Origin of the sequence: Schaalia odontolytica (assembly GCF_009730335.1) — a bacterium.
Taxonomy (GTDB): domain Bacteria; phylum Actinomycetota; class Actinomycetes; order Actinomycetales; family Actinomycetaceae; genus Pauljensenia; species Pauljensenia dentiphila.
This window is the reverse complement of record NZ_CP046315.1, coordinates 2,309,825-2,333,640: the sequence shown is the minus strand read 5'-3', so window position 1 is coordinate 2,333,640 and position 23,816 is coordinate 2,309,825. Positions and strand designations below refer to the sequence as shown.

The window sequence follows — 23,816 nt, the reverse complement described above, 5'->3', positions numbered from 1 at the left end:
CGGCTGGGAGTCGGCGAGCGGCTACCAGCCGACGATGCCGGCGCTCACGGCCTGAGCCTGGTGGGCCAGGTTCTCCGTGATGAGTTTTGCCCGGTAGGGGCCGATCCCCTCGAGCTCCTCCAGGTCCTCGACGGTGGCCGCGCGCAGCTGCGGCAGCGAGTTGAAGTGCGCCGACACGACCTTGATGGCGCTCCACGATAGGTGCGGCACCAGGGACAGGGCGCGCACGCCGCGCGGCGTGATCTCGCGATCCAGGTCCGCGACCTCATACACGTCCAGGCCCAGGATGTTCGAAATCGCGGTGAGGTCCACGATGCGCTCGGAGCCGAGCGAGGACAGCTCGGCCTCGACGCGTGCCAGGTCGTCCGGGTTCGCGATGTAGTCGCGCATGACGAGGGCGCGCTCGGACGCGGAGCCGCGCACGAGGTCCTCGACCTGCAGGGCCAGCAGGCGGCCCTCCGAGCCCAGCTCCTCGAGGTACTCCGTGATCTCGGAGGTGATGCGCCGGATCATCTCCATGCGCTGCATGACGGTGGCGACGTCGCGCACGGTCGCGCTGTCGCGCATTTCCAGGATCGTGAGGGTCTGCAGGACCTCGTCGAGGCGCTGGCTGTAGCGGTCGAGCGTGTCAACCGCCAGGTTCGCGCGCGAGAGCAGGGCCTCGGGCTCCTCCACCAGGCGATGCTCGGAGCCCACGTAGATGGAGATCATGCGCATGGACGCGGACAGCGATAGCACCGGCAGGTGGGTCTGGCGGGCGGTGCGCTGCGCGGTGCGGTGACGCATACCCGACTCGTCCGTGGGGATCGTCGGGTCCGGGAAGAGCTGCACGTTCGCCTTGCGGATGCGCCACTGGTTGGGATCGATGATGACTGCGCCGTCCATCTTGCACAGCTCGCGCAGGCGCGCGGCCGTGAAAGCGACGTCGAGGTCGAAGCCGCCCGAGCACAGGGCCTGCACCTCCGGAGTGTACCCCAGGACGATGAGAGCACCCGTGTGGGAGCGCTGGATTCGTTCCAGTCCCTCTCGCAGAGGCGTGCCGGGCGCGACTGCGCGCAGTGCGTCACGAAGGATCGCTGCATCGGACGTCAATGTGATTCCCTCCCAGAACAGTCGGTGTGATTCCTATTATTGCGAGTCCGCCGGAAAAGAGACACGAATAGCCGTCGCCAGATCCGACACAGTAAACACGGTGATGCCGTCGACTCCCGACAGGTCTTCGCTGCCCTGGGCGGGCACGATCGCGCTGGAGAAGCCCAGGCGCGCGGCCTCGGCGAGGCGGCGCTGGGTGCCCGTGCAGGCGCGTACCTCGCCCGTCAGCGAGATCTCTCCGACCGCGACGAGGTCGGGGCGTGGAGGAGTGCCCTTGAGCGAGGAGACGATGGAGATGGCCATCGCCAGGTCGATCGCGGGCTCGACCGTGCGTGCACCGCCGACCGTGGAGACGTAGACGTCCGCCCCCGACGTGTCCGCGCCGATGCGGGCCTGAAGGACCGCGAGGATCATGGCGACGCGCGCGTGGTCCACGCCCGAGGTCGTGCGCCGGGGTGACCCGCCCGACGAGGGGGCGACGAGGGACTGGATCTCCGTGGGCAGCGGCCGGCGCCCCTCCAGAGAAACGGCCGCGCACGTGCCGGGCACGCCGCGCGTCGTGCGCGACAGGAACAGGCCGGACGGATCGGCGAGGCCGTAGATGCCCGAGTCTGTCAGCTCGAAGCAGCCCACCTCGTCGGTGGGGCCGTAGCGGTTTTTCACCGCGCGCAGTAGGCGCAGGCGCGAATGACGGTCGCCCTCGAACTGGCAGACGACGTCCACGAGGTGTTCGAGGACGCGCGGACCGGCGATGCCGCCGTCCTTGGTCACGTGGCCGACGAGCAGGGTGGGCAGGTCGGACTCCTTGGCGACCCGGATCAGCGAGGCCGCGACCGCGCGCACCTGCGCGACGCCGCCCGCCCCGCCCTCGACCTGGGCGGAGGAGATGGTCTGCACGGAGTCGACGATGAGCAGAGAGGGGTGCGAGGCTTCGATGTGCCCGAGGATGACGCCGAGCTCCGTCTCATCGGCGATCAGGAGGTTCGGTTCGAGCGCGCCGATGCGTTCCGCGCGCCCGCGCACCTGCGCCGCCGACTCCTCGCCCGTCACGTAGAGGACGGGGCCGCGCCCGCCCGCCGCCGCCGTGCGCGCGGCCTTAGCGGCCACGTCCAGCAGCAGCGTCGACTTACCCACTCCGGGTTCGCCCGCCAGGAGGATCACCGCGCCGGGAACGATGCCGCCGCCGAGGACCCGGTCCAGCTCGCTCACGCCCGTCGAGCGCGACGAGGCCCGCTCGCCGTCCACCTCGCCGATCGGCAGGGCGGGGCGACGCGGGGGAGTCGCGGCCGCGCGCGGCCCGCCCGAGGCCTCGCCGGCCTGGTCGACGGTGCCCCACGCCCCGCACTCGCGGCACTGGCCCACCCACTTGGGGGAGGTCCACCCGCACTCGGAGCAGCGGTAGGTGATCTTCTCTTTCGCCATGCACTCACCGTAACCCGACCCGCCCTCATCTGCGGGTCCCGCGCGCGGGTGGGCGCCGTTCTTCGAACCAGCCCAGGTCATTGCACGGGCTTGCGGTTCCCGCGCGCGGGCGGGCGCCGTGACTGCGGCGTTGGGAGAGCGGACCCGTGACCCGCACCGGCCTCGTTCCCGGAGCGTGATCGCCCAAATGCGCGACTGTGGTCAGGTTCTCGCGCATGAGGAATGGATACGCGCCGCCGCGAGAACCCCGTACGACAGGTTGCAGATTCCTCGGTACCTGTTGTTGTCTACGGGGTTTATCCATAGGGTTGGTCGGTGTGTATCCTTGGGATGGTTGTCCATACCCTCCGCGGATACAGACAACGCCCCATACCAGTGCGCACATTGAGACTGAGGAAAGCCACATGAACAAGGCGCGTCGATCGCGAAACACCTGGTCGAAGCGGATACCCGCGCTCTCCGTCCTATTGGTGTCCGCGATGCTGTGCGTGCTCGCGGTCGTGTATCGGGGTGTCGAGGTCACCCAGGTGAGCGTCGACGACGGCGGCATTTGGGTGACGAACCAGGACCGCAAGCTCCTCGGGCACCTCAACTACGACGCCCTCATGCTGGACGGCACGGTCTCGGTGAAGTCCGCGTCCTTCGACATCGGCCAGGAGGGCGGCGACGTGACCCTGGGTGAGACCGTGAGTCGCACGGTCACCCCGGTGCGTCCGACCTCCTTCTCCCTCGGCCAGTCCGTCACCCTGCCCGACAACGCTGTTCAGGTTCAGGGCGGCTCGGTCCTGGCGGTCCTCGACCCCAACGAGGGCCTCCTGTGGGTCGGCAGTGCCAACGAGCCCGCCACCATGTCGCTCCTGCGTGAGGATGCGGTCGCCAACGACCTGAGCGACGGCATCGTGACGGTGTCGAACTCGGGCACGGTCTTCGCCTATTCTCCCGGTTCCTCCAAGCTCGTGACCCTGACGAGCGAAGGCCAGGCCTGGCGCGTGAAAACCACTGAGATCAAAGACTTTACTCCCGCCGGGCCCCCGACGATCACCGCGGTCGGCGACAAGCCGGTCGTCTACGACCAGACCGGCAACAAGCTGGTCCTGCCCGGCGGCAAGGTGCGTGACCTGTCCGAGGAACACGTGAGCGGTGCCGTCCTGCAGGCCCCCGGCGACGAGGCCGCCTCGGTCCTCCTCGCGACCGGCGACCAGCTGGTGTCCGTGCCCCTGAACGGCAAGGCGATCGAGCGTCAGGAGGCCTCGGAGAGCGGCCAGAAGGGCACCCCCGCGCCCCCCGTCTTCCACCGTGGCTGCTCCTACGGTGCATGGGCGGGCTCGGGCGCGTTCGTGCGCACCTGCACGGACTCCACGCGTAACCAGGCGCAGACGGTGTCGAGCCTGGCCGAGGCCTCCTCCGCTGTGTTCCGCACGAACCGCACGCGCATCGTCCTCAACGACGTTTCGACGGGCACGCTGTGGCTGCCCGACAAGAACATGGTCGTGGTCAGCAACTGGGATCAGACCCCCACCGAGGAGCAGGAGGAAGAGGACACTCCGACCCCCGACGAGCGCCAGCAGGTCTCCGAGCCGGAGCACAAGGACAAGAACACGCCGCCCGAGGCCGTGGATGACGAGTTCGGCATCCGCCCGGGCCGCTCGACGCTGCTGCCCGTCCTCGACAACGACTCCGACGATGACGGTGATGTGCTGACGGCGCGCGCGGTCACCAACCCTGAGTTCGGCTCGATCGTGCGCACGAGGGGCGGCCGCGCCTTGCAGATCACGGATGTCCCCGAGAGCATGACGAGCGGGTCGACGTCCTTCACGTACGAGGCCTCGGACGGCCTCGCGGGCGCGACGGCGAACGTGACGCTGACGATCCACCCGTGGAGCCAGAACGAGGGCCCGCGCCAGCTCAAGCACCCGGTCATCAAGGTGGGTGCGAACGCGCAGGTCGAGTACAACCTCCTGTCGGACTGGATCGATCCGGACGGCGACCAGTTCTACCTGATGTCGGCGACTGCCCCCGAGGGCATGGCCGTGCAGTTCTCCGAGGACGGCACGGTTCAGATCCGCGACCTGGGCTCGGGCGCTGGCGTCAAGGCGATCGCCGTGACGCTGTCGGACGGCCACGCTGAGACCACGGGCGAGCTGAAGGTGAGCGTCCAGGAGGCGGGCAATGTGCCGCCGGTGGCGCGCGCCGACTTCTACGTGGCGCGCGTGGCTGAGCCGCTGACGATCGACCCGATCGCCAACGACACGGATCCCAACGGCGACGCCCTGTCCCTCGTGGCTGCGGGCACGGCCCCGGCGGGCACCGCGGTCTCTGCTGACCTCTCGCGCGGCACGCTGACGTTCACGGGCTCGGTGCCGGGATCCTTCCAGTTCACCTACACGGTCTCCGACGGCCCGTCGACGACCGTGGGCGTGATCCGCGTGGACGTGGTCGACGACGACACGAACGCCCTGCCGATCGCCGAGGACGACCTGGCGGTCCTGCCCAGCGGCGGTGCCTCGCTGATCGCGCCGCTGGCCAACGACACGGATCCGTCCGGCGGAGTGCTTGTCGTTCAGTCGATCGACGTGCCCGCGAACTCGGGCCTCGAGGTCACGCTCATCGAGCGCCACCTGCTGCGCATCACGTCGCCGGGCGGCCTGTCCGACGTGACGACCTTTACCTACACGGTCTCCAACGGCGCGGGTTCCGCGACCGCCCAGGTCAGCGTCATCCCGACGAACGCGCAGAGTGAGGAGACTCCGCCTGAGACCACGCCGGACACTGCGAAGGTGCGCGCCGATGACATCGGCTCGGTGAGCGTCCTGTCGAACGACCGTTCGCCGATCGGCCTGTCGCTGAGCCTGGATCCGGAGGTGCAGGTCATGACCGGCGCCGAGCTGGGCACGGTCTTCGTGACCGGCAACCAGGTGCGTCTGGCCGCCGGCTCCGAGGCGGGCGTGGTGCGCGTGGCGTACACGGCCGTCGATTCGGTGGGTAACCGCTCGACGTCGACCGTCACGTTCGAGGTCATCGCCTCCTCCGCTGCGAACAGCGCGCCCGTGCCCAAGGCGCTGAGCGCCTGGGCCGTGCAGGGCCAGATGACGCGCGTCCCCGTGCCGCTGACGGGCATCGACCCCGACGGCGACTCGGTCGCCCTGGTAGGCATCGACCAGCCGCCGGCCAAGGGCAGCGTCGTGCTGGGCACGGAGTGGCTGGAATACACGCCCTCCGACGATGCGACCGGCACGGACACCTTCTCCTACATCGTCGAGGACCGCCTCGGCGTGCAGGGACGCGCCCGCGTGCGCGTCGGCATCGCCCCTCCCGGCTCGCAGAACCACAACCCGACGGCCGTTCCCGACTCGGTGACGGTGCGTCCGGGGCGCGAGGTGAGCATCAACGTCCTGAACAACGACGTGGACGCGGACGGCGATACCCTGTACATGGACACGGATCCGGCGACCGTGTCGGTGTCGGATCCGGCCGCGACCGTGACGGTGGCCGAGGACCTGGTGACGGTCAAGGCGCCGAACACGAACGGTGTGTTCGTCGTGGCTTACCAGATCGAGGACGGCCGAGGTGGCCGCGCCCAGGGACAGCTGACCGTGACGGTGGACGCTGAGGCGCCGCTGCGCGCGCCGATTGCCCGCGACGACGTCGTGCCCGTGTCCGACCTGCCCTCGGACTCCAAGCCCGTGAGCGTTGCCGTCCTCGTCAATGACGAGGACCCGGACGGCACCACGGCCGCGCTGACGGTGTCCTCGGACGCCTCGGGCGTGAGCGTGTCGGGGCAGAACCTGTCGATTTCCACGGACGCACGTCGTCGCCTCGTCGTGTACACGGTGACGGACCCCGACGGCCTGAGCGCGAGCGCGGTCGTGACCGTTCCTGGCACCGACCTGTTGGCTCCTCGCCTGGACACGACGCGCGTCCCGGTGGCGATGCGCGCGGGCTCCACCCTCACCCTCGACATGCACGACTACGTGCTGGTGCGCGACAATTCGCGCTCCCCGATCATTACGGACGCCTCGTCCGTGAAGTTCAGCGGCGGCCTGGAATCGGCCTCGCTCCAGGACTCCACGCACATTACGCTGAGCGCGCCCGACACGGCCTCGGGCAAGGCCTCGGTGTCCTTCACGGTGCGTGACGGCGCCTCGGACGACGCCTCGGCGCTGTCCTCGACCTTGACGATCCCGATCACGATCCAGCCGGCCAGGAACCTGCCGCCGCGCCTGACCCCGACCCCGATCGTCGTGGGCCAGGGTGAGAGCGTGACGGTCGACCTCACGCAGATGGTGGACGACCCGGATGACCAGGCCAAGAACAGCTTCTCCTACGCCGTGGTGAAGGCACCCGGCGGCGTGGACGTCTCCCTGGACGGCTACAACCTGACTGTGTCCGGCAAGAAGGACCAGCCCAAGGGCCCGGTCGGCGCGATTACCGTCAGCGTCGACGACGGCTCGGGCGCGGTCAACGCCGATATTCCGGTGACGATCGTGAAGTCCTCCAAGCCCCTCGTGACGACCACGGAGGCCCGCATCAAGGCGAAGGCCGGCCAGGCGGTGGACGTGAACCTCTCGGAGTACACGACGAACCCGTTCCCGGATCCGCTCGTGGTCCTGGACGCGTCGGTGCACGTGGGCCAGGGAACCGCCTCGGGCAACGGCAACGTCCTGTCGGTGACCCCCAAGGCCGGCTTCCACGGCAACATGACCATCGTGTACCGCGTCATGGATGCGACGAACGACCCGGATCGCGTGGTCCAGGGCCGAGTTGTCGTCCAGGTCGTCGACCGCCCCGAACCGCCCCAGAAGGTCTCGGCGACGCCGGTGGGCGCGAACTCTGCCTTCGTTCGCTTCGACTCGGGTGCCTCCAACGGTGGCACGATTACGGGCTACACGATTACGGACAAGTTCGACGGGAAGACCTACGAGACTCGTGATCCGGGCACGCAGATTACGGGCCTGGCGATCGGAGAGATGCACTCGTTCACGGTCGTCGCTCACAACGAGGCCGGGGACTCAGACCCGTCGGCTGCCTCCGCCGAGGTGCGCATCGACATGGCGCCCGAGCAGATGGCGGCACCCACGGTCGTGGGTACGGATAGTGCCCTCGAGGTCTCGTGGGTGGAGCCGCACAACGAAGGATCGCGGATCCTGTCGTACACGGTGTTCGTTGCGACGGGCGGATCTGGCCAGTCGACCCAGTACCCGGTGTCCGCCCCTAAGACCTACCTGCGGATCCCGGGTCTGCAGAACGGCACGGACTACACGGTGTATGTCCAGGCGCAGAACAAAGCGGACACGCCGTCGCCGATGTCTTTGGGGACGACCATGCACCCGCACCGCGCGCCGGACCAGCCGACGTCCGTCGATGCGTACTCGGTCGACAGTGGTCTCAGCCTGTCCAAGGCGAAGGTGAAGGTCACGTGGGAACGGCACGACCACGGTGGAGCTGGCTGGGGGGAGACAATAGTCTCGGTCGGTGGTTCAGAGGTTCGAGTCCCTGCTGAAGCTCAATCGGTGGTGATTGATGGCGTCGACACCGACACGTCCGTACCGGTGACGGTGCAGCTGACGAACTCTGATCGAGATGCTTCTCTGGTTACCACCACGCACGTGGCTGTGGCGACCGTGCCTCTGCCGATCGATACCCCGACTCTGCAGGGCAACGGCACGCCGGGGCAGCTGGTTGTCTCGAATCTGAGGCCCAAGGAGGGACACGGCTTCAGCGCATCGGAGCTGACGGTGCGCTACTCGTTGACCTCCGGCACATGCGCGAACGGAACGCCGATCCATGAGGGCGAGCGAATCGATGTGGGCGGCTGGCAGAAGCGTGAAGTCCACTTCTGCCAGTCTGGCCGCGGCCTCAACAGGAATGAGGTCACGTCGGACGCCGTTTCTGCCGTTGGCCAACCCACGGCCAAGCCCGATCCGGTCAGGGTGTGGGTTTCGGATGTCGGTAGCACGTCTGCCGTCGTGCGCTGGGATCCGATCGGTGCCAACCCCGCCTTGTCGGGTCTCAAGGTGTACCTGAATAACAGGGAGCAACCCGTCGGGGTTGGCGCCACGGAGGCGACCTTCAGTGACCTGGCACAGGGCACTGAGTACTCGGCCACGGTCGCGGCGACGAACGACTGGGGAACGACTCAGATGCAGGCGGACTCGTCGGTCGTGACAAAGCTGGACGTGAACCTGACGTGGACGGACGTCTGCCAGGGAGGCGAGAAGCACACGCCCCCGGGTGGATGCCACACCTTTACGTTCAGTGCTCCGGGGTGGGCTGGCACGTCGCTTACTCACAAATGTACGATTAGTTCGGATCTGGACGGTTGGACCGAAGAGGTGACTATCGATCGTGCCGGTCCCATCGAGTCGAACATCGCGACGCGGGCGGATTCCGAGGCGGCGTTCGCGCAGAAGGTGCGCGTCGGCAATTGCCGCCCGGTGAGGTAAGCCGTGAAGAAACTACGTCGACTTGTGAAGAATGCGTGGCGCGCCCTGAGCGCCCGCGTGCAGGCGCTGCCCGGCTACGAGGGCGTCGCCCGCTGGCTGAGCGCGCTGACCCCGGTCGGGTGGGCGGTGATCGTGGCGATGCTCGCGGGCACCGTCGCGGCCTTCGCCTTCGGCTGGCTGGAGGGCTTCATCGTGGCCGTCATGGGCCTGGTGGCCCTCGTGGTCGCGGTCGCCTCGGTCGCCTCCCCGTCCCCGCTCTCCGTTACCCTGCGCATGAAGAACGACCGCATCGTCGCCGGCCAGGTGGCGGTGGGCCGCGTCCGCGTGGTCAACGAGTCCGGGCGCCGCTCGGGTTCGACCCTCGTGGAGGTCACGATCGGACGAGGCAGTGGCGAGTTCCTCGTGCCCCCGATCAGCGGAAACGGCACGTGGAACGAGTCCTTCTCGGTCATGACGAAGCGCCGCGGCGTCATCAACGTGGGCCCGGCGCGCACCGTGCGCATGGACGGCCTGGGCCTGCTGCGTCGCGTGCGTTCGTGGGATGACCCGATCCTCGTGCACGTGCACCCGCCGACGGTGCGTTTCTCCTTTGACGCGACGGGCATGCAGATGGATGTCGAGGGCGTTGCCAGCGAGAAGCTGACGAGCTCCGACGTGTCCTTCCACGCCCTGCGTGACTACGAGCCGGGCGACGACCGTCGCGCGGTGCACTGGCCGTCGACGGCGCGCTTTGGCCGCCTGATCGTCCGTCAGTTCGAGGAGACTCACCGCTCGCACCACATGGTGCTGCTGGATACGCGCGTGGATGCGTGGGATCGACGCTCCTTTGAGACGGCCGTGTCGGTTGCTGCGTCGCTGGCGCTCGCCGGCTCGGGCGAGGCCCGCACGGTGTCGATGCACACCGCGGACGAGTGGATCCCCACGGGCTCGCCCATGGCGATGCTGGATGCGCTGTCCGAGATGGAGACGTCGACGCGCTCGGAGTTCGCGGGTATTGTGCGCCGCTGCATCATGGAGCGCGGCGGGATCTCGGTGCTCTCGATCGTCGTCGGCGCTGGCGTGGACGACCAGGAGGCTGCTCGCCTGGCGAATATCGCTCCTGTCGATGTCATCGTGTCGGTGATCCGCGTGGTCCCAGGCCGGGCGCGTCGCCGTCGCAAGATCACGCGCGGCGTCATCATCGACTGCCCCTCCCTCGAAGACCTGCCGATGCTCGTGTCGCGGGGGGTGAACGCGTGAGTACTCCTGCTCGCAACGCCTCGCGTCCGGCACCTCCGCCGCGTCGCTCCCGTCGCCCCGCCGCCCAGGAAACCACCATGGGCGGGTCGATCTACCGCGCCGCCATGCCCGCGTGGTCCCTGCTCGTCCTCGGGGTCCTCTTTTCCGGTCCGATCCTCATGTTCGAGTCCGTCTTCGGTGGTGGCCAGGGCGCGATCGCGGCACTCGCGGGCGTCGTGGTCGGCCTCGTGGTCGCGTGGGCGGCCGCCAAGTGGCGCTGGGACCTGCTGTCGATCGTCGCGACGGTTGTGGCCTCACACTTCCTCCTCGGCGGCCCTGCCGCGCTGCGCGAGACGACCCGCTGGGGTGTGGTTCCGACGTCGCGGACCGTCCAGACGCTCGTCGTCGGTTCGGTCGAGGCCTGGAAGGACCTCCTCACGCTGACGCCGCCGGCCGGCTCCTACGTGGGGCCTGCGATGGTGCCGTGGATGGCTTGCCTCGTGTGTTCGGTCGCGGCGGGCGTTGTGACGGTGCGCTACGGGCGCCCCATGTGGGGATCGGTGCCGCTGATCCTCGCTGGCGTGATCGCGATCGTGTGGGGGCCGTCGGGCCACTCTCCGTCCGCCCTCCTCGTCATCGCGTGGTGGGTGGGACTCATCGTGTGGTGGGCGTGGGCCTCGGCGATCGGACGCGCACGACTGGGCGCCGACATCGTCATTGGTATGGCCTCTACGGCGACCACCGCGTCGACGACCATGGGCGGTTCCTCGCGCCAGATCGTGCACGTGTGGTGGCGCGTGGGCATGGGCGCGCTCATGGTGGGCGTGATGGTCGCTGCGGCGATCCCTGCGGCGTCCCTGCTGGGCCCCACGGCCTCGGACCGCGTCGTCGGACGCGACGTCGTCGAGCCGCCCGTGGACGCGCGCCAGTACCCCTCGCCGCTGTCCAGTTACCGCCACTACAACAAGGACCTCGAGGATGAATCCCTGATCCGCGTGTCCAACCTGCCCAAGGAGGCGCGCGTGCGCCTGGGCGCGATGGACGTGTACGACGGGACGACCTTCGGCATGGGTGTCTCCAACACGGCTGACGGCACCGCCGGATACCGCCGCGTGGGGTCCACGATCCCGGGGCGCAGCGCCGATACGGCGGGCGTGCAGACCTCGGTGTCGACCTCGCAGCTGCTGGGACCGTGGGTGCCCACGATCGGCCAGGTGTCGGTCCTGCGTTTTGAACCCTCCGCCCCCAACGCGGCCGAGCAGCAGGACGGCCTGAACTACGACCTGTGGGCGGATACCGCCCTGACAACGGGTCCGACCGGCCAGCTGAGCTACTCGCTGAGTACGACGATGCCGCGCGAACACGCGGATTCGGAGTTCGCCAGCGTGAACGCAGCGCGCTACGCCGGGGGAGACACGAACGTCCCGAAGGACGTGGACTCCCTGGCAGCGGATCACACGTCGACCGCGCGCTCGGACCTGGAGAAGGCCCGCGCGATCGAGCAGTTCCTGCACACGGATGGCTACTACTCCAACGAGGACACGATCAATTCGCGTCCCGGCTCCTCTCAGGACCGCATCGAGCGCATGATCAGCGCCGAGGCGCTGGTGGGCGACGACGAGCAGTACGCGACCCTTATGGCCCTCATGCTGCACTCGCAGGGCATCAACGCCCGCGTCGTGATGGGCGCCTACCGTGAGGGCACGTCCGGCAGCGTCGACCTGACGGGTTCGGACATGCACGCGTGGGTCGAGGTGGAGTTCCCCGGCGTGGGCTGGGCGACCTTCGACCCGACTCCGCCGCGCGATCAGCAGCCCACGACGCAGGTCAACAAGCCCAAGTCCGTGCCCAAGCCGCAGGTCCTGCAGCCCCCGGAGCCGCCCGAGCAGCCGGTTGAGCTGCCGCCCGCGACCCGCGACCAGGCGACGGATCCGCACGATCCGAACGGCGTCCATATCCCGTGGATGGCGATCGGCACGGTGTCGGTGTTGCTCCTCCTGCTGCTGGGCCCGGTCCTGGCGGTGCTCCTGGCGAAGTCTCGCCGCCGTAAGAGCCGCCGCCGCGCGCAGGCCGCCGAGTCGGTGCGCGGCTCGTGGGACGAGCTCGTGGATACTGCGATCGACTCCGGCCTCGTCGTCGAGCCGCACCTGACGCGCCAGGAGGTCGCGTGGGCGCTGGCCTCGCAGTGGACGCCTCAGAAGTCCGAGAGCGACGAGGAGGGGGACGCCAAGGCCCGCAAGGCGCGCAAGCGCTCGGCTGCCGACGTACGCGTGCCCGGCTGGTCGCTGTTCTCGGGCGCGGTTCCCCGGGCCGTCACCGTGGCGCGACGCGCGGACGTCGCGGACTTCGCTGCCGGTGGTGCCCGCCCCGAGGACGCGGAGCAGGCGTGGAACGACGTGGATGAGCTGCGTCGCGAGTGGGCGGCCTCGGTGTCGCTGTTCGCGCGACTGCGGTACGCGCTGTCGCTGAAGTCGCTGCGCTGGCGCCGTCGCGCCCGCCGTCAGGCTGACGCCGCTCGCAAGGGCGGTCGCTCGCTGGCCAAGCGCATGGGCCGTAGGAAAGGGAAACGTTGATGGATAGCGACGCTCGCGTCGGAATGGTGCCGTCGCTGCCGGGTTACGAGTGGATTCGTCCACTCGGTTCGGGTGGTTTCGCGGACGTGTTCCTGTGCCGCCAGGAGCTGCCCAGCCGTGAGGTGGCCGTCAAGGTGGCGCGCAGGGATCGCGGGGCGGACGGCGAGGCCGGTATCGCACGTGAGGCCGACGTGATGGCTCTCGTGTCGGGTCACCCGGCGGTGGCCCAGCTGTACGGCGCGGGGCGCACGCCGGATGGTCGCCCGTACCTGGTGATGGAGTACTGCCCGGTTGCGAACATCCTCGATCAGGTGCGCGCAAACCCGATGTCGACGGACCGCGCGCTGTCGATGGTGATCCGCATGTGCGGCGGCGCTGAGATGCTGCACCGCGCGGGCTACGTGCACCGCGACATTAAGCCCAGCAACATCATGATCAACGCCTACGGGTCGCCGGTGCTCACCGACTTCGGCGTGGCCGAGCCGGTGGGTGCGGACCCGCGCGGCGGCCGCGACGGCTTCTCGGTGATGTGGGCGCCGCCCGAACAGATTGCGGGCACGGCACGCGCTCATCCGACGCAGGACGTGTGGGCACTGGGCGCGACCCTGTGGACGCTCCTCATGGGCCGCTCGCCCTTCGAGGTGGAGGACGGGGACAACTCGGCCCACGCGGTCGCCCAGCGCGTCGCCCGTGGCCGCGTGTCGCGCATTGACCGCCCGGGCGTGCCCGACGCTGTGACGGCCATCGTGCGCCGCGCGATGAGCCTGGACCCGGAGCAGCGCTTCGGGTCGGCGGCAGCCCTTGGCTACGCGCTGCAGACGGTCGAACGCGAGATGCACCGCCCGGTCACGGAGATGAAGCTGAGTGTGGTGGCCTCCTCGAGCGCGCCCGCCTCGGCTATGTCATCCCCGTCTGCGGCGGCCCTGGACGCGGAGCGCACGCGCACCCGCCGCGGGAGTTTCTCGGATGGTCCCCAGGCCTCGTCGAACGAGGCGTGGGCCGGTAACTCGACGACGAACCGAACCGGGTTGGTCGAGGGGGAGTCGAAGCGTCCCGTGTGGGTGGTGCCGGTCCTCGCGCTCGTGATGGTGCTGGCGACGGCCGGCCTGGTCGTCGCGATGCTCACCGGCGGTGGACACAGTATCCACCTGGGCGGAGGCGGTGGTGGCGGATCCACGCCGACCCCCTCCTCAAGCACAGGGGCAGTGAGCAACTCCGATCAGGGCGACGCGGGCGCGGTCCCGCCCGAGGCCGTGACCGGTTTGACGGCCACCCCGAACGGCAACGAGATCCGCTGGGGCTGGGAGGTGCCCGAGCAGGGCCAGTACCAGCCCGGAGCGCTGGAGTTCAAGTACGTGCTCACCCGACCGGGCGAGGCTGTGGTCGCCGAGACGATGCGCCGCAACAGCCTGACGACGACCGCGGTGAGCGGCGAGAACTGTCTGACCGTGAGCCTCGTCGTGACCTCCACGGGCCGCGAGTCCGCCCCGGTCACCCAGTGCGTGACGGTGCCGTAGGGCAGCGAAAGGACAGCTGATGAGTCATCTGATGCCACGCCTGGCGCGGCGCGGCGCAGGCCTAGGAGTCGCCTGCGCGCTCGCCGGCGCGGCCCTCGTGTTCCCCGCAGCCCCGGCACAGGCCTCGCGCGCGCCGATCACGTCGGACGAGCAGGACTACTACTCCTACTACTACCTGGGGCAGCTCCACGCATCGGGTTACACGGGCAGGGGCGTGACAATCGGCCTGCTGGACGGCCCGGTTAACACGAACATCCCGGAGCTGCAGGGCGCGAACATCCAGTACATGAGCCGCTGCGACGTGGAGTCTAGCGAGGACAGCTGGGAGCACGGCACGGTCATCGCCCAGATGGTCTCAGCACCGGAGTTTGGGATCGCCCCTGAGGCGAGGCTCAACCGCTACACGGTGTCTCTGAAAGGCGATACGCCGAGCAGGGATTGTGCGATTGGTTGGTGGGATCACGGCTACTCGGAGACGTCGGTGCTCATCGAGCTGGCGCTCAACGATGGGGTGGACATCATCACGATGTCGTCGACGTACAGTGCCGACACTGAGAGTATGCGCTGGGCGTTGGCTCGCGCGATCACGCAGAAGGTGCCCGTCGTGGCCCCTCTGGGCAATGAGTCGGAGTACAACCCGTCTACGTCGCTCGCGCGCATGACCGGCGTGGTGGGAGCGTCCTCGGTGAATCCCGATGGGTCGCTGACCTCGTATTCGAACTACGGGGACTTCGTGTCGGCGGCGTCCGTGTCGCGTCCCTACGCGAGGAGTGGCATCACGTGGGAGACCGGGTATTGGCAGGGGACGTCGTTCGCGTCTCCGACGATCGCCTCCTTCCTGGCGTTGGCGAAGCAGAGCTGGCCCGAGGCGACGGGTAATCAGCTCCTGCAGGCCCTGGCCCGCACGGGGATCGGCGGCAACGGCGGGTACTGGAATCCGTACACGGGGTACGGGGCGGTGGATCCGTACGTGCTGCTGACGACGAATCCAACCCAGTTCCCGGACGAGAACCCGTTCATGAACAAGGGCTACGAGTCCATACCGACCCGCCAGGACATCGCGGACTATGCGGATGGCCTCGTGGATCCGAGGCGCATCAACGCGGATGATTCCTACCAGTATCGGGGCTTCGATGAGCATCTCACCTTGAGCCGCGAGCACGGCTATCCGACGCACCTGGGGACCAGCCCGCGCTTCCACGTGAGCAATGCGAGCAACGCGAAGAAGAAGTAACGCATAGGGGAGCGCCCCTGTCATCCACACGCAGTTCACGGTGGGTGGCAGGGGCGCTTCGCTGTGTCGGGTTGCCGAGGCTACTTCCGGTGGTAGCGGGGGCTCGTTCCCAGGTGGAGCGGTGTCTTCAGATCCGCCTGGTACATGACGACTTGATCGTCGGCACCGCGGTACACGTAGGAATCGGGAAGCAGTGTGGTTTCAATGGGATTAATGAGTCCATCGGTGTAGTCGGCGACCTTGTCAGCCGTGGGCTCGGAACCACCCGGCTTCTGGATGATTGGGTTCTCATCCGGATACTGCGAAGGATCATCGTTCACGAGTGAGCCCAAAGCAGCAGCCCCATATCCGGTCTTTTCATTCCAGTCATGGTTGGGGTTCAAGCCTGAATGTACGAGTGACTGGAGGATTTGGTTGGTGGTGGCGTCGGGCCACTTCTGGCGTGCTAGTGCGAGCATTCCTGAGACTAGCGCAGTCGAATTTGACGTACCTGAGGCGGTCGTGGGTGCTCCGGTGTTCGCGTCGACGGTGTTGACGGGGCCGCCGAACGCGGCGGTCACGACACCGTTACCCCACGAGGAGTAGGACGCAAACGTGCCGTCACTGTTGATGGCGGACACGCCGACCACGCCGGACCAGCGGATCAGCTGCTCAATGCTGTTGTCGCTTGCCGTGTTGCCGGCGGATGCGACGATGATGACGCCTTCGCTCATCGCGCGGGTGAGAGCCCACTGAAGTTCCGAATCTCTTTCTGCAGAGCTTTGCGAGATGGAGATGATCTGGGCACCGTCATCGATGGCCTGGTTGATGAGGATAGCCATGGTATCGAGACGTAGTCCGTTGGACTTGCATGTGCCTGACGATACAGCATCAGCGGTGGCGGTCTGGTAGGTGTACAGCGTGGCGTCGGGGGCAACACCCGTATAGGGCGATACGAGCAAGGTCGCCATGTCGGTGCCGTGACGTGCTTCCGCAGGCGAGGCCTCGATTGTGCAGCGGCTCTTGTCGGTGATGGTGGCGCCGGCCAGTTCGGGGGCGCTGGTATCCACGGGGCCGTCGATGAGCGCGATGGTGACGCCCTTACCTGTGTACCCCTTTTGCCGTGCGGAGTCCAGGTGGTAGTAGGAGAAGTACTCCTGGGTGGTGATGGGGTCTGCCGCGTGTGTGGGGGCCGGTGCCAGGGCGAGGGCCCCGGCTGCCAGTGTGAGTGCGGAGGCGGCGGTGGTCAGGGCGCGCGCGGCGCGCCCCGCCTTCCCCACAAAACCGAAGGGAGAACGGGGCGCGGCGTTGGAACGAATGCTCACCACTGGCGCGGGTCCCATCCGTCGTCGTTACGCTTCGCCGGCGTGATGTCCTTGTCGGTGCCGGAGGTCTGCGACAGGGGGTTCACGTAGCCAGCGGGCAGCTCGTCCTCGTCGTCGTCAAACTTGAAGGCCACGTAACGGTTCTTACGGCCCTTCTTGTCGTCCTTGCCAGCACCTGCGCCCGCACCTGCGCCGGCTCCCATGAAGCCGCCGCTCGTCGCGCCGCCCTTGCCAGCAGCGCCAGCCGCGCCGGCAGCACCGCCGCCGTTTGCACCCGTGGTACCCGTGACGCCGGAGGAACCGGCAGCACCGTTCGCGCCGCCAGCGCCCGCAGAATTTGCGGGGGGAGTGTAGGAGCCGAAGCCGGAACCCGAGTAGGAGCCGACCTTGAGGCCGGCAGCGCCCGCGCCGCCCAGGCCGCTGGTCGAGCCGGTGACGCCGCGCATGCCCGCAGTGCCCATGCGACCGGCGCCGGACATGCCACCGGCCGAACCGGACCCGCCGAGGCCGTTCGCGCCCGCACCGGATCCGCCGAAGCGGCCGAAGACGCTGGATCCACCGAGGGAACCGGACCCGCCGAGGTTGCCCGAACCCATGCGGGCTGCGCCGCGCAGGCCGAGCGCGCCCGCGCCGAGGACACCCGCGCCGCCGAGGCGGCCGGCCGTGGCGGAGTCGGAGGCCGCGCCTCCGTTGAGGCGCCATAGCGGGTGATGTGCGTCGGCCGGGGGAGCCGGGGTGTGCCCGCCGACGACCCCGTTACGGTACGCCGTGCCGTTCGCGGGGGTGTGGAGGAGGTCCGTGCCCATGAGCTCCTGGGGGTCCGTAATCGGGTTTGTCCGCGACCCAAGCTCGCCATAGGCGGGTTCCTGGGTGGGGATGGCACCCGATGCGACGGTACGGTTCTGGGCAGCGGCGGCGTCCGCCTCGCTCCACCACGGCTGGGCGAAACCACCCGGGTAGTTCGCTGAGCTTGGGCTCCGGTCAGCGGCGCGCCCGAAACCCTGGTCTTCTGAATATGACCACTGTGATATCCCTTTAACTACTTCGCCACCGACCGTGCCGGGGTGATCAGTACGCTGCTTTACTTGCTCGCTCAGCTGCGCCTGCTGCCTCATGAGCGCCGCGATGTGGCTCGTCCGCTCGTTCACCATCGAGAGGACACGCTGCGCGGCAGCCTCCCGTTGCGCGTTGGCCTGTGCCTCGACCGCGTCCACGTAGGCGGCGCCGGTCGTGAAGCGCTTGCCCAGCACAGAAACGCCGCCTCCGGGGGAAGAGCTAGGAACCATGACGACGGGGTTGTCGCGCATGGCCTCGGTAGCGGAGTCGAGAAGGGTCGGAGAGATCATCTCAGCTTCCTTCAGCGCTGTTGCCATCGTGGATCGACCGGCCTCGTAGGTCGTGTGTCCTGCCTCGTAGATCGACCGGACCATATTGATGCGGTGAAGCGATTCAGCTACCCACTGGTTCATCGCATCGGCAGTCTGCCCCTGGAAACCCTGATTGTCGCTGTAACGCTTCAGTCGCTCGGCTGCTTCCTCGAAGCCTTTCAGCGTCTTCTTGTGGTCGGTATCCCATGCGTCCAAGTCGCGGTTGGAACGTGCAGCCTCCATGAAAACCTTGAGGCGCTCGTACATTGGTGAAGAAACCATGTATAAAGTCCTTTCTACAGTCAGAAATATGAATCAGACAGTAGGCTGTGTGTTCTGAGTTGGTGCTTGGGAAGTTGCTCCCCCAGAGGATCCACCGCTCGACGCGTGAGGAAGTCCGCCGTTCATGAGTAGCTTTCCACTCAGGGAACCCACCAGGGCACCAGCCGCGCTCGAAGCGGTGGACACGCCGAAAGCCTTTGAGAACTGACCGATCGATGCCTTCAGGGCCACGGCAGCGTCGGACTTTGCGACACGGTCGAGAGCCTGATTGATTTTCTCCATCTGTGCTTTGTTTTCGTGCTCCGTTCCCGTAAAGCTCGACAGCGCCGCATTGATCTCGGCCTCGAACGTGCTGATCAGGGCTGCTTCGTTTTTCAGGAGCTCAGATACTGCGTTAAACATTTCGGTAGAGCTGTCCTGCACGGAACGCGGACCCGTCTCATGCCCCCAAAACATGCTCTTCTGAGCGGCTCCTAATGCAGAAGCTCCCTCAGCAGACTCCGTCATGGCATCAAAGCCCTTTACAACCTCAGTGGCTGCCGCTTCCTGCTTCGCACTGTCAACAGAAACCGACTGGTACTCTCCAGCCATTTGTAGCTCCTTAAAATCGATGGAAGATGAAAGAGCGCTGCAATGCGCCCGGTTGCTTACTTGGCGACCTTGAAGCGGCGGACCAGCGGCTTGTCGGGCTGGTCGGAGCCCTCAATCTTGAGGGTCCACACGTAGGTCAGGTCAGAGCCGGAGCCCTCCACGTCCACGGTCCAGGACGAGTAGTACTCACAGTTCTGCTCCACGCACAGGTCGTAGGTGTCATTGCCCAGCCGCCAAAAGTCGGTGGCCGACATCATCTGGTACACCGTGTCGTTCTTGTTCACCACGGTCTGGCCCTTGGGATCCAGCTTGAACTGCTGGGAAGCAATCAGGCTGGGCTCCACGCCCACCAGCTGCGCGCCGACCATGTTGTTCAGGGCGACGGCCTTCTCGGCGATCTGCTTCTTCTGGTCGCCAGACGCGGACTGCATCTGCTGGACCAGCTGCTGCTTCTGCCCCTGGGGAATGTTGGGCAGCTTGCTGATATCGGTGGCCTTGGAGCCACCCCCACCGAAGAGGGAGCAGCCCGACAGTGCGACGGCAGCGAGCAGCAGGGACGAGGTGGCCGCACATGCGCGACGGGACACGAGAGAGGACATATTTTTCTCCTACTTTCAGACTGGTCAATCATATGCGACGAAGGGGTCGCCGTGTCAATAAACGGTCAGATTGATGCGGGTGGGGTGTTCACCAGCTGGGCGGCGACGACACCGAGCTCACGGTGGACGACCTGCGCGCGGCCCGGAACCGCTCGCTTGGGCTTGACACCGTTGATGATCGCGCCCTCGCTGGGGTTGCCGGACAGGAGGATACCGGTGACCGCCAGGTCATTCATCATCTGCAGGACCTTCTCGTAGGCCGCGCGCGACGCGCCACCCATACGGCGGGTGATGATCACGTGCAGGCCGATGTCGGCCGCCTGCGGCAGCAGGTCGATGAGCTCCATGAGCGGGTTGCCCGACGTCGTCGCGACCAGGTCGTAGTCGTCGACCAGGATCCACGCCTCGGGACCCGACCACCAGCTGCGGTCGCGAATCTGCTCGGACGTCACGTCCGAACCGGGCAAGCGCGTGCGCAGGTACCCTGCGAGCTCGCGCATCTTCTTCATGGCCTCGGCGTGGTTCGTCAGGTACCCCAGCTGGTATTCCTTTGGAACCGCGCCCATGAGGGTGCGACGCATGTCGATCGTGAGGATCTTCGCCTCGCCCGGCGTGTACAGGCGCATGACCTCGGAAATGATCGAGCGCAGGAACGTCGTCTTGCCCGTCTTGCCGTCGCCGAACAGGTACAGGTGCGACTCCGCGCGCGTGTTGAACAGGAGCGGACCGAGGCGGGACTCCTCCACGCCCAGGATCATGTCGCCACCGCCGCGCGGCAGGATCTGCTGATCCGGCACCTGCGTGAGGATCTCGGGGACCGTGACATTCTCGGGCAGCAGGCGCAGCTTCGGACCGGGGCCGTGGACCAGCGACTCGCGGATCTTCGCCACCGTGCGCGTCACGCCCTGCGACACGGTCGACGGATCCGGATCGTCGTCGGCGCGGGGCAGACCGATCATCATCTCGTGGCCCACCATGTCGATGCCTCGACCCGGGCGGCCCTTCGGAATACGGGCGGCGCCCTCGCGGTTAACGATCGACTCCTTCGGGTTCGCCGTGTGCAGCTCCAGGCGCGAACCGAAGATGTCCTGCGCCTCCGAACGGATATCCATCCAACGGGCGGCCGACACGATGAGGTGAACGCCCAGCGACAGGCCTCGGCTCATCATCGTCGTCACCTGGCGGTCCAGGCCGTCGAACTCGCTGCGCAGCGCGCCCCAGCCGTCGATGACCAGGAACACGTCGCCGTAGCCGTCGTCGTAGCGTCCTTCCAGGCGCCCGCGACGGTAGGTGTCCATCGAATCGATGCCGTTCTGACGGAAGTAGCGCTCACGGTCGTCCATGATCGCCGCGATCTCGGCGATCATGCGCGTGCGCACCTCCTCGGTGTCGCGCGTCGCGATACCCGCCACGTGCGGGGCGCCCGCAAAGCCGGCGAACGTGCCGCCACCGAAGTCCATGACGTAGAACTGGACTTCCTGCGGCGTGTAGGTCAGCGACAGGGCCTGCACGATCGTGCGCAGCGCCGTCGACTTACCCGTCTGCGGGCCACCCACCAGCGCGAAGTTACCGCCCGCGCCCGACAGGTCCAGAACGAGGGTCTCGCGACGCTGCTCGAGCGGCAGGTCGACCGTGCCCAGGGGCACGCGCAGAGTGCCGGACTCGCGCCACGCGCGCGAGACGAAGCCGAGCTCCGGGTCCGGGCGCAGGTCGGGCATGAGGGTCGCGAAGGTATCCGGGACCTCCAGCGGCGGCAGCCACACCTGGTGCGCCGGGTAACCCTTGCCCTTCATCTTCGCCACGGCGATGTCCATCTCGGACATGTCCGCCCAGACCTCGTCGCCAGCCAGAACGACTTCCTGGTTCTGGTCGATCTCTTCCTCCTCGCCCAGGTCCTCGCGAGTGATGACGGGAGCGACCGTGAACGGCAGGATCTCGATCGGAGCGGTCGGAGCGCCGGCCGTCGAGGCCTCGGAAATCGACGCGAGCGTACGCGCCGGCGGGGGAGCGGCCACATAGGACGCGCGGAAACGAACGAGGCCGTCGCCGCCCGCCTTCAGGAAGCCCGAACCTGGCAGCGGGGGGAGCTTCGCGGCGTCGGGAATACCCAGGACCTCACGAGAGTCGTTCTCCGTGAAGGTCTTCAGCGCAATGCGGTACGACAGGTGCGACTCCAGGCCGCGCGCCTTACCCAGATCCATCTTCTGCGAGGCGAGCAGCAGGTGCACCGACAGGGATCGGCCCAGACGGCCGATCATGATGAAGACCTCGCCGAACTCTGGCTTGGCCATCAGCATTTCCGTGAACTCGTCCAGGACGATGAACAGGGCCGGCAGCGGCGGGAACTGATGCTTGCCCGCGAGGCGATCCGCCTCGTAGTCGGACACGTTCGCGTAGTTGCCCGCCTGACGCAGGACCTCCTGGCGGCGCACCATCTCGCCCTGCAGGGCGTCCTGCATACGGTCGACGAGGGAGAGCTCCGACTCCAGGTTCGAGATCATGGCCGACACGTGCGGCAGGTCCGACATGCCGGCGAAGGTCGCGCCACCCTTGAAGTCGACGAGAACCAGGTTCAGCTGCTCCGGAGAGTGGGTGAGCGCCAGGGCCAGCACGAGGGTACGCAACACCTCGGACTTACCGGAGCCGGTCGCGCCGATCAGGAGGCCGTGCGGACCCATACCCTGCTGGGCGGATTCCTTAATGTCCAGGACCACGGGGCGGCCCTCGGGCGTGACGGCGAAGGGGGCGGCGAGGCGCTCGCGTCCTTCGCGGCGCCGCCACTGCTTCTCGGGGTCGAAGTCTCGGATGTCGCCGATGCCGACGAGCTCCATGAGGTCCATCTGGCGGGCCTCGTCCGAACGGCCCACGGGCGTCTCCGCCTCTTCCAGGTTCTGCTGCGTGGCGAAGGGCGTCATGCGGCGGGCCACGGCCTCGGCCTGAACGGCGGTGAGGCGGTCGGCGAACGCCTGCTCAGGCAGGGAGTCCATGGTGACCACGTCGACCACGTCCGCGCCCTTGTGATCCGGGTTGGGGTGGATGACGAGGCGCAGCGCGGTGTGCGACTTCATGGGCGTCCACTCGCGGGCGCGGGACATGATCGTCACACCGCGCACGCCCACCGCCGAACCGAAGGGGGAGTTGGGCGGGAACTCGGCCCCGTCCAACACGAGGAGGAGGTGGGGCCACTCGGGCATGTCATCACCCGGGCGGTACGCGCCGCGCATCGCGATGTCAGGGCCGATCATCTCGGCGAGCTCGCGCGGGTCAGTCGAGATCATGCGGCCCGGGCCCACCGCGTCGCGCACGATGGACGAACGAGCCTGGGGCATCCACTTGACCCACTCCCAGTCGCCCAGTCGATCGGCCGAACACAGGACCGCGATCTTGAGCTTGGAGGGGTCGATGAAGCACGCCAGGTGCATCATGATGGCGCGCATTTCGTCGTAGGCGCTCTCGCCGTCGCCGACCACCTCGATGTGGCTGAAGTCGCCCAGGTAGAGGAACTTGCCGACGTTGTCCGTGTGGTCGTGGACACCAATGAATCGGTCCATGGCGGACAGACACACGACGTCCATCTCCGTCATCGGGTCGATCGGGGGACGCTCGAAAATAAGGCCGAGGGGCTGGGTGCCCGAGCCGTAACGGAACGTCAGCAGGTTGTACGTGTTGCCCTCGCGCGACCACAGGCGCGAACCGTTGGCGGCCAGCGTCACGAGGGCGTCGGGGGAGGGGTAGACCCAGTTGTAGTAGGCGCGCTGCTTCTTTGCGACCTTGCGCACGGACTCGCGCGTCTCAGCCAGGTAGGAGAGGTACTCGCGGCGCTGGGTCTTCACGCGCGTGCGGTACTGGGAGAACTGCCGGTACATGTTGAAGCCGACCATGCCCAGCATGGCGACCAACATGCCGCCGCCCATGAGCATCGAGCGCGTATTGTCGGGGTTCTGCATGGCCATGAAGACCATGACGCCCGTCGAACCGAGCATCGGGACGACCATCATCAGGACGTTACCGATCGATGCGGGCTCGGCCTTCTCCGGCGGCATCTGGATCGCTAGGGTTCCGGAGGGCTGCTCCGGAACCGCGGCAGTCCGCCGTTTCTTGCGTGTAACCATCAGGTCTCCTCGCGCTGTGCGCGTACGTGTTCGATGCGACTGCACCCAGTGTAGCTGAGTGG

Annotated in this window: 12 protein-coding genes; 5 read left to right on the top strand and 7 right to left on the bottom strand. The window is 67.5% G+C overall.

Features of this window, described 5'->3' with window-relative positions; all coding sequences use genetic code 11:
- Positions 1 to 21: 21 nt before the first annotated feature.
- Together disA and radA are read right to left on the bottom strand one after the other, a co-directional pair.
- Positions 22 to 1,092, bottom strand: a complete 1,071-nt coding sequence (gene disA, locus FOC40_RS10140) for a DNA integrity scanning diadenylate cyclase DisA (protein ID WP_003792031.1) — start codon at positions 1,090 to 1,092, stop codon at positions 22 to 24.
- 36 nt (positions 1,093 to 1,128) lie between these two features.
- The gene (gene radA, locus FOC40_RS10135) at positions 1,129 to 2,514 is read right to left on the bottom strand and encodes a DNA repair protein RadA (RefSeq protein ID WP_034512624.1); all 1,386 of its coding nucleotides are present in this window, start codon (positions 2,512 to 2,514) and stop codon (positions 1,129 to 1,131) included.
- A 404-nt stretch (positions 2,515 to 2,918) separates the two neighbouring features.
- Here radA and FOC40_RS10130 point away from each other — a divergent pair, with 404 nt between their 5' ends.
- The 5 genes from FOC40_RS10130 to FOC40_RS10110 all read left to right on the top strand — a co-directional run bounded on the left by FOC40_RS10130 (position 2,919) and on the right by FOC40_RS10110 (position 15,499).
- Positions 2,919 to 8,957: an Ig-like domain-containing protein gene (locus FOC40_RS10130; RefSeq protein ID WP_039929654.1), complete on the top strand. Its 6,039-nt coding sequence runs from the start codon at positions 2,919 to 2,921 to the stop codon at positions 8,955 to 8,957.
- Between the two features lie 3 nt (positions 8,958 to 8,960).
- A complete protein-coding gene (locus FOC40_RS10125; protein ID WP_039929655.1) occupies positions 8,961 to 10,196 on the top strand; it encodes a DUF58 domain-containing protein in 1,236 nt (411 codons plus the stop codon).
- Positions 10,197 to 10,273: 77 nt separating this feature from the next.
- Complete coding sequence (locus FOC40_RS10120) at positions 10,274 to 12,748, top strand: transglutaminase-like domain-containing protein (RefSeq protein WP_004565514.1); 2,475 nt, start codon at positions 10,274 to 10,276, stop codon at positions 12,746 to 12,748.
- Complete coding sequence (locus FOC40_RS10115; protein ID WP_155844150.1) at positions 12,748 to 14,265, top strand: serine/threonine-protein kinase; 1,518 nt, start codon at positions 12,748 to 12,750, stop codon at positions 14,263 to 14,265. Before FOC40_RS10120 ends, FOC40_RS10115 begins: the two co-directional genes overlap by 1 nt.
- Before the next feature lie 19 nt (positions 14,266 to 14,284).
- The gene (locus tag FOC40_RS10110; protein WP_004565517.1) at positions 14,285 to 15,499 is read left to right on the top strand and encodes a S8 family peptidase; all 1,215 of its coding nucleotides are present in this window, start codon (positions 14,285 to 14,287) and stop codon (positions 15,497 to 15,499) included.
- An 80-nt stretch (positions 15,500 to 15,579) separates the two neighbouring features.
- On the opposite strand, the gene FOC40_RS10105 is transcribed toward FOC40_RS10110, so the two are convergent.
- The 5 genes from FOC40_RS10105 to FOC40_RS10085 form a co-directional block, all read right to left on the bottom strand.
- On the bottom strand, positions 15,580 to 16,821 hold the full coding sequence (locus FOC40_RS10105) for a S8 family peptidase (RefSeq protein ID WP_004565518.1): 1,242 nt from the start codon (positions 16,819 to 16,821) through the stop codon (positions 15,580 to 15,582).
- On the bottom strand, positions 16,800 to 18,452 hold the full coding sequence (locus tag FOC40_RS10100; RefSeq protein WP_155844149.1) for a hypothetical protein: 1,653 nt from the start codon (positions 18,450 to 18,452) through the stop codon (positions 16,800 to 16,802). Before FOC40_RS10100 ends, FOC40_RS10105 begins: the two co-directional genes overlap by 22 nt.
- A 33-nt stretch (positions 18,453 to 18,485) precedes the next feature.
- Positions 18,486 to 19,043 (bottom strand): hypothetical protein, encoded by a 558-nt coding sequence (locus FOC40_RS10095; RefSeq protein ID WP_004565521.1) that lies wholly within the window; start codon positions 19,041 to 19,043, stop codon positions 18,486 to 18,488.
- A 56-nt stretch (positions 19,044 to 19,099) separates the two neighbouring features.
- A complete protein-coding gene (locus tag FOC40_RS10090) occupies positions 19,100 to 19,642 on the bottom strand; it encodes a hypothetical protein (RefSeq protein WP_004565522.1) in 543 nt (180 codons plus the stop codon).
- 65 nt (positions 19,643 to 19,707) lie between these two features.
- Entirely contained in the window at positions 19,708 to 23,754 is a 4,047-nt protein-coding gene (locus tag FOC40_RS10085; protein WP_004565523.1) for a type VII secretion protein EccC, read from the bottom strand.
- Positions 23,755 to 23,816 lie beyond the last annotated feature (62 nt).

Coding starts and splice junctions, on each gene's coding strand:
- FOC40_RS10110 (WP_004565517.1), top strand. CDS start 14,285: ATGAGTCATCTGATGCCACGCCTGGCGCGGCGCGGCGCAGGCCTAGGA.
- FOC40_RS10115 (WP_155844150.1), top strand. CDS start 12,748: ATGGATAGCGACGCTCGCGTCGGAATGGTGCCGTCGCTGCCGGGTTAC.
- FOC40_RS10130 (WP_039929654.1), top strand. CDS start 2,919: ATGAACAAGGCGCGTCGATCGCGAAACACCTGGTCGAAGCGGATACCC.
- FOC40_RS10085 (WP_004565523.1), bottom strand. CDS start 23,754: ATGGTTACACGCAAGAAACGGCGGACTGCCGCGGTTCCGGAGCAGCCC.
- FOC40_RS10095 (WP_004565521.1), bottom strand. CDS start 19,043: ATGGCTGGAGAGTACCAGTCGGTTTCTGTTGACAGTGCGAAGCAGGAA.
- radA (WP_034512624.1), bottom strand. CDS start 2,514: ATGGCGAAAGAGAAGATCACCTACCGCTGCTCCGAGTGCGGGTGGACC.
- FOC40_RS10090 (WP_004565522.1), bottom strand. CDS start 19,642: ATGTCCTCTCTCGTGTCCCGTCGCGCATGTGCGGCCACCTCGTCCCTG.
- FOC40_RS10120 (WP_004565514.1), top strand. CDS start 10,274: ATGGGCGGGTCGATCTACCGCGCCGCCATGCCCGCGTGGTCCCTGCTC.
- FOC40_RS10105 (WP_004565518.1), bottom strand. CDS start 16,821: ATGGGACCCGCGCCAGTGGTGAGCATTCGTTCCAACGCCGCGCCCCGT.
- FOC40_RS10100 (WP_155844149.1), bottom strand. CDS start 18,452: ATGGTTTCTTCACCAATGTACGAGCGCCTCAAGGTTTTCATGGAGGCT.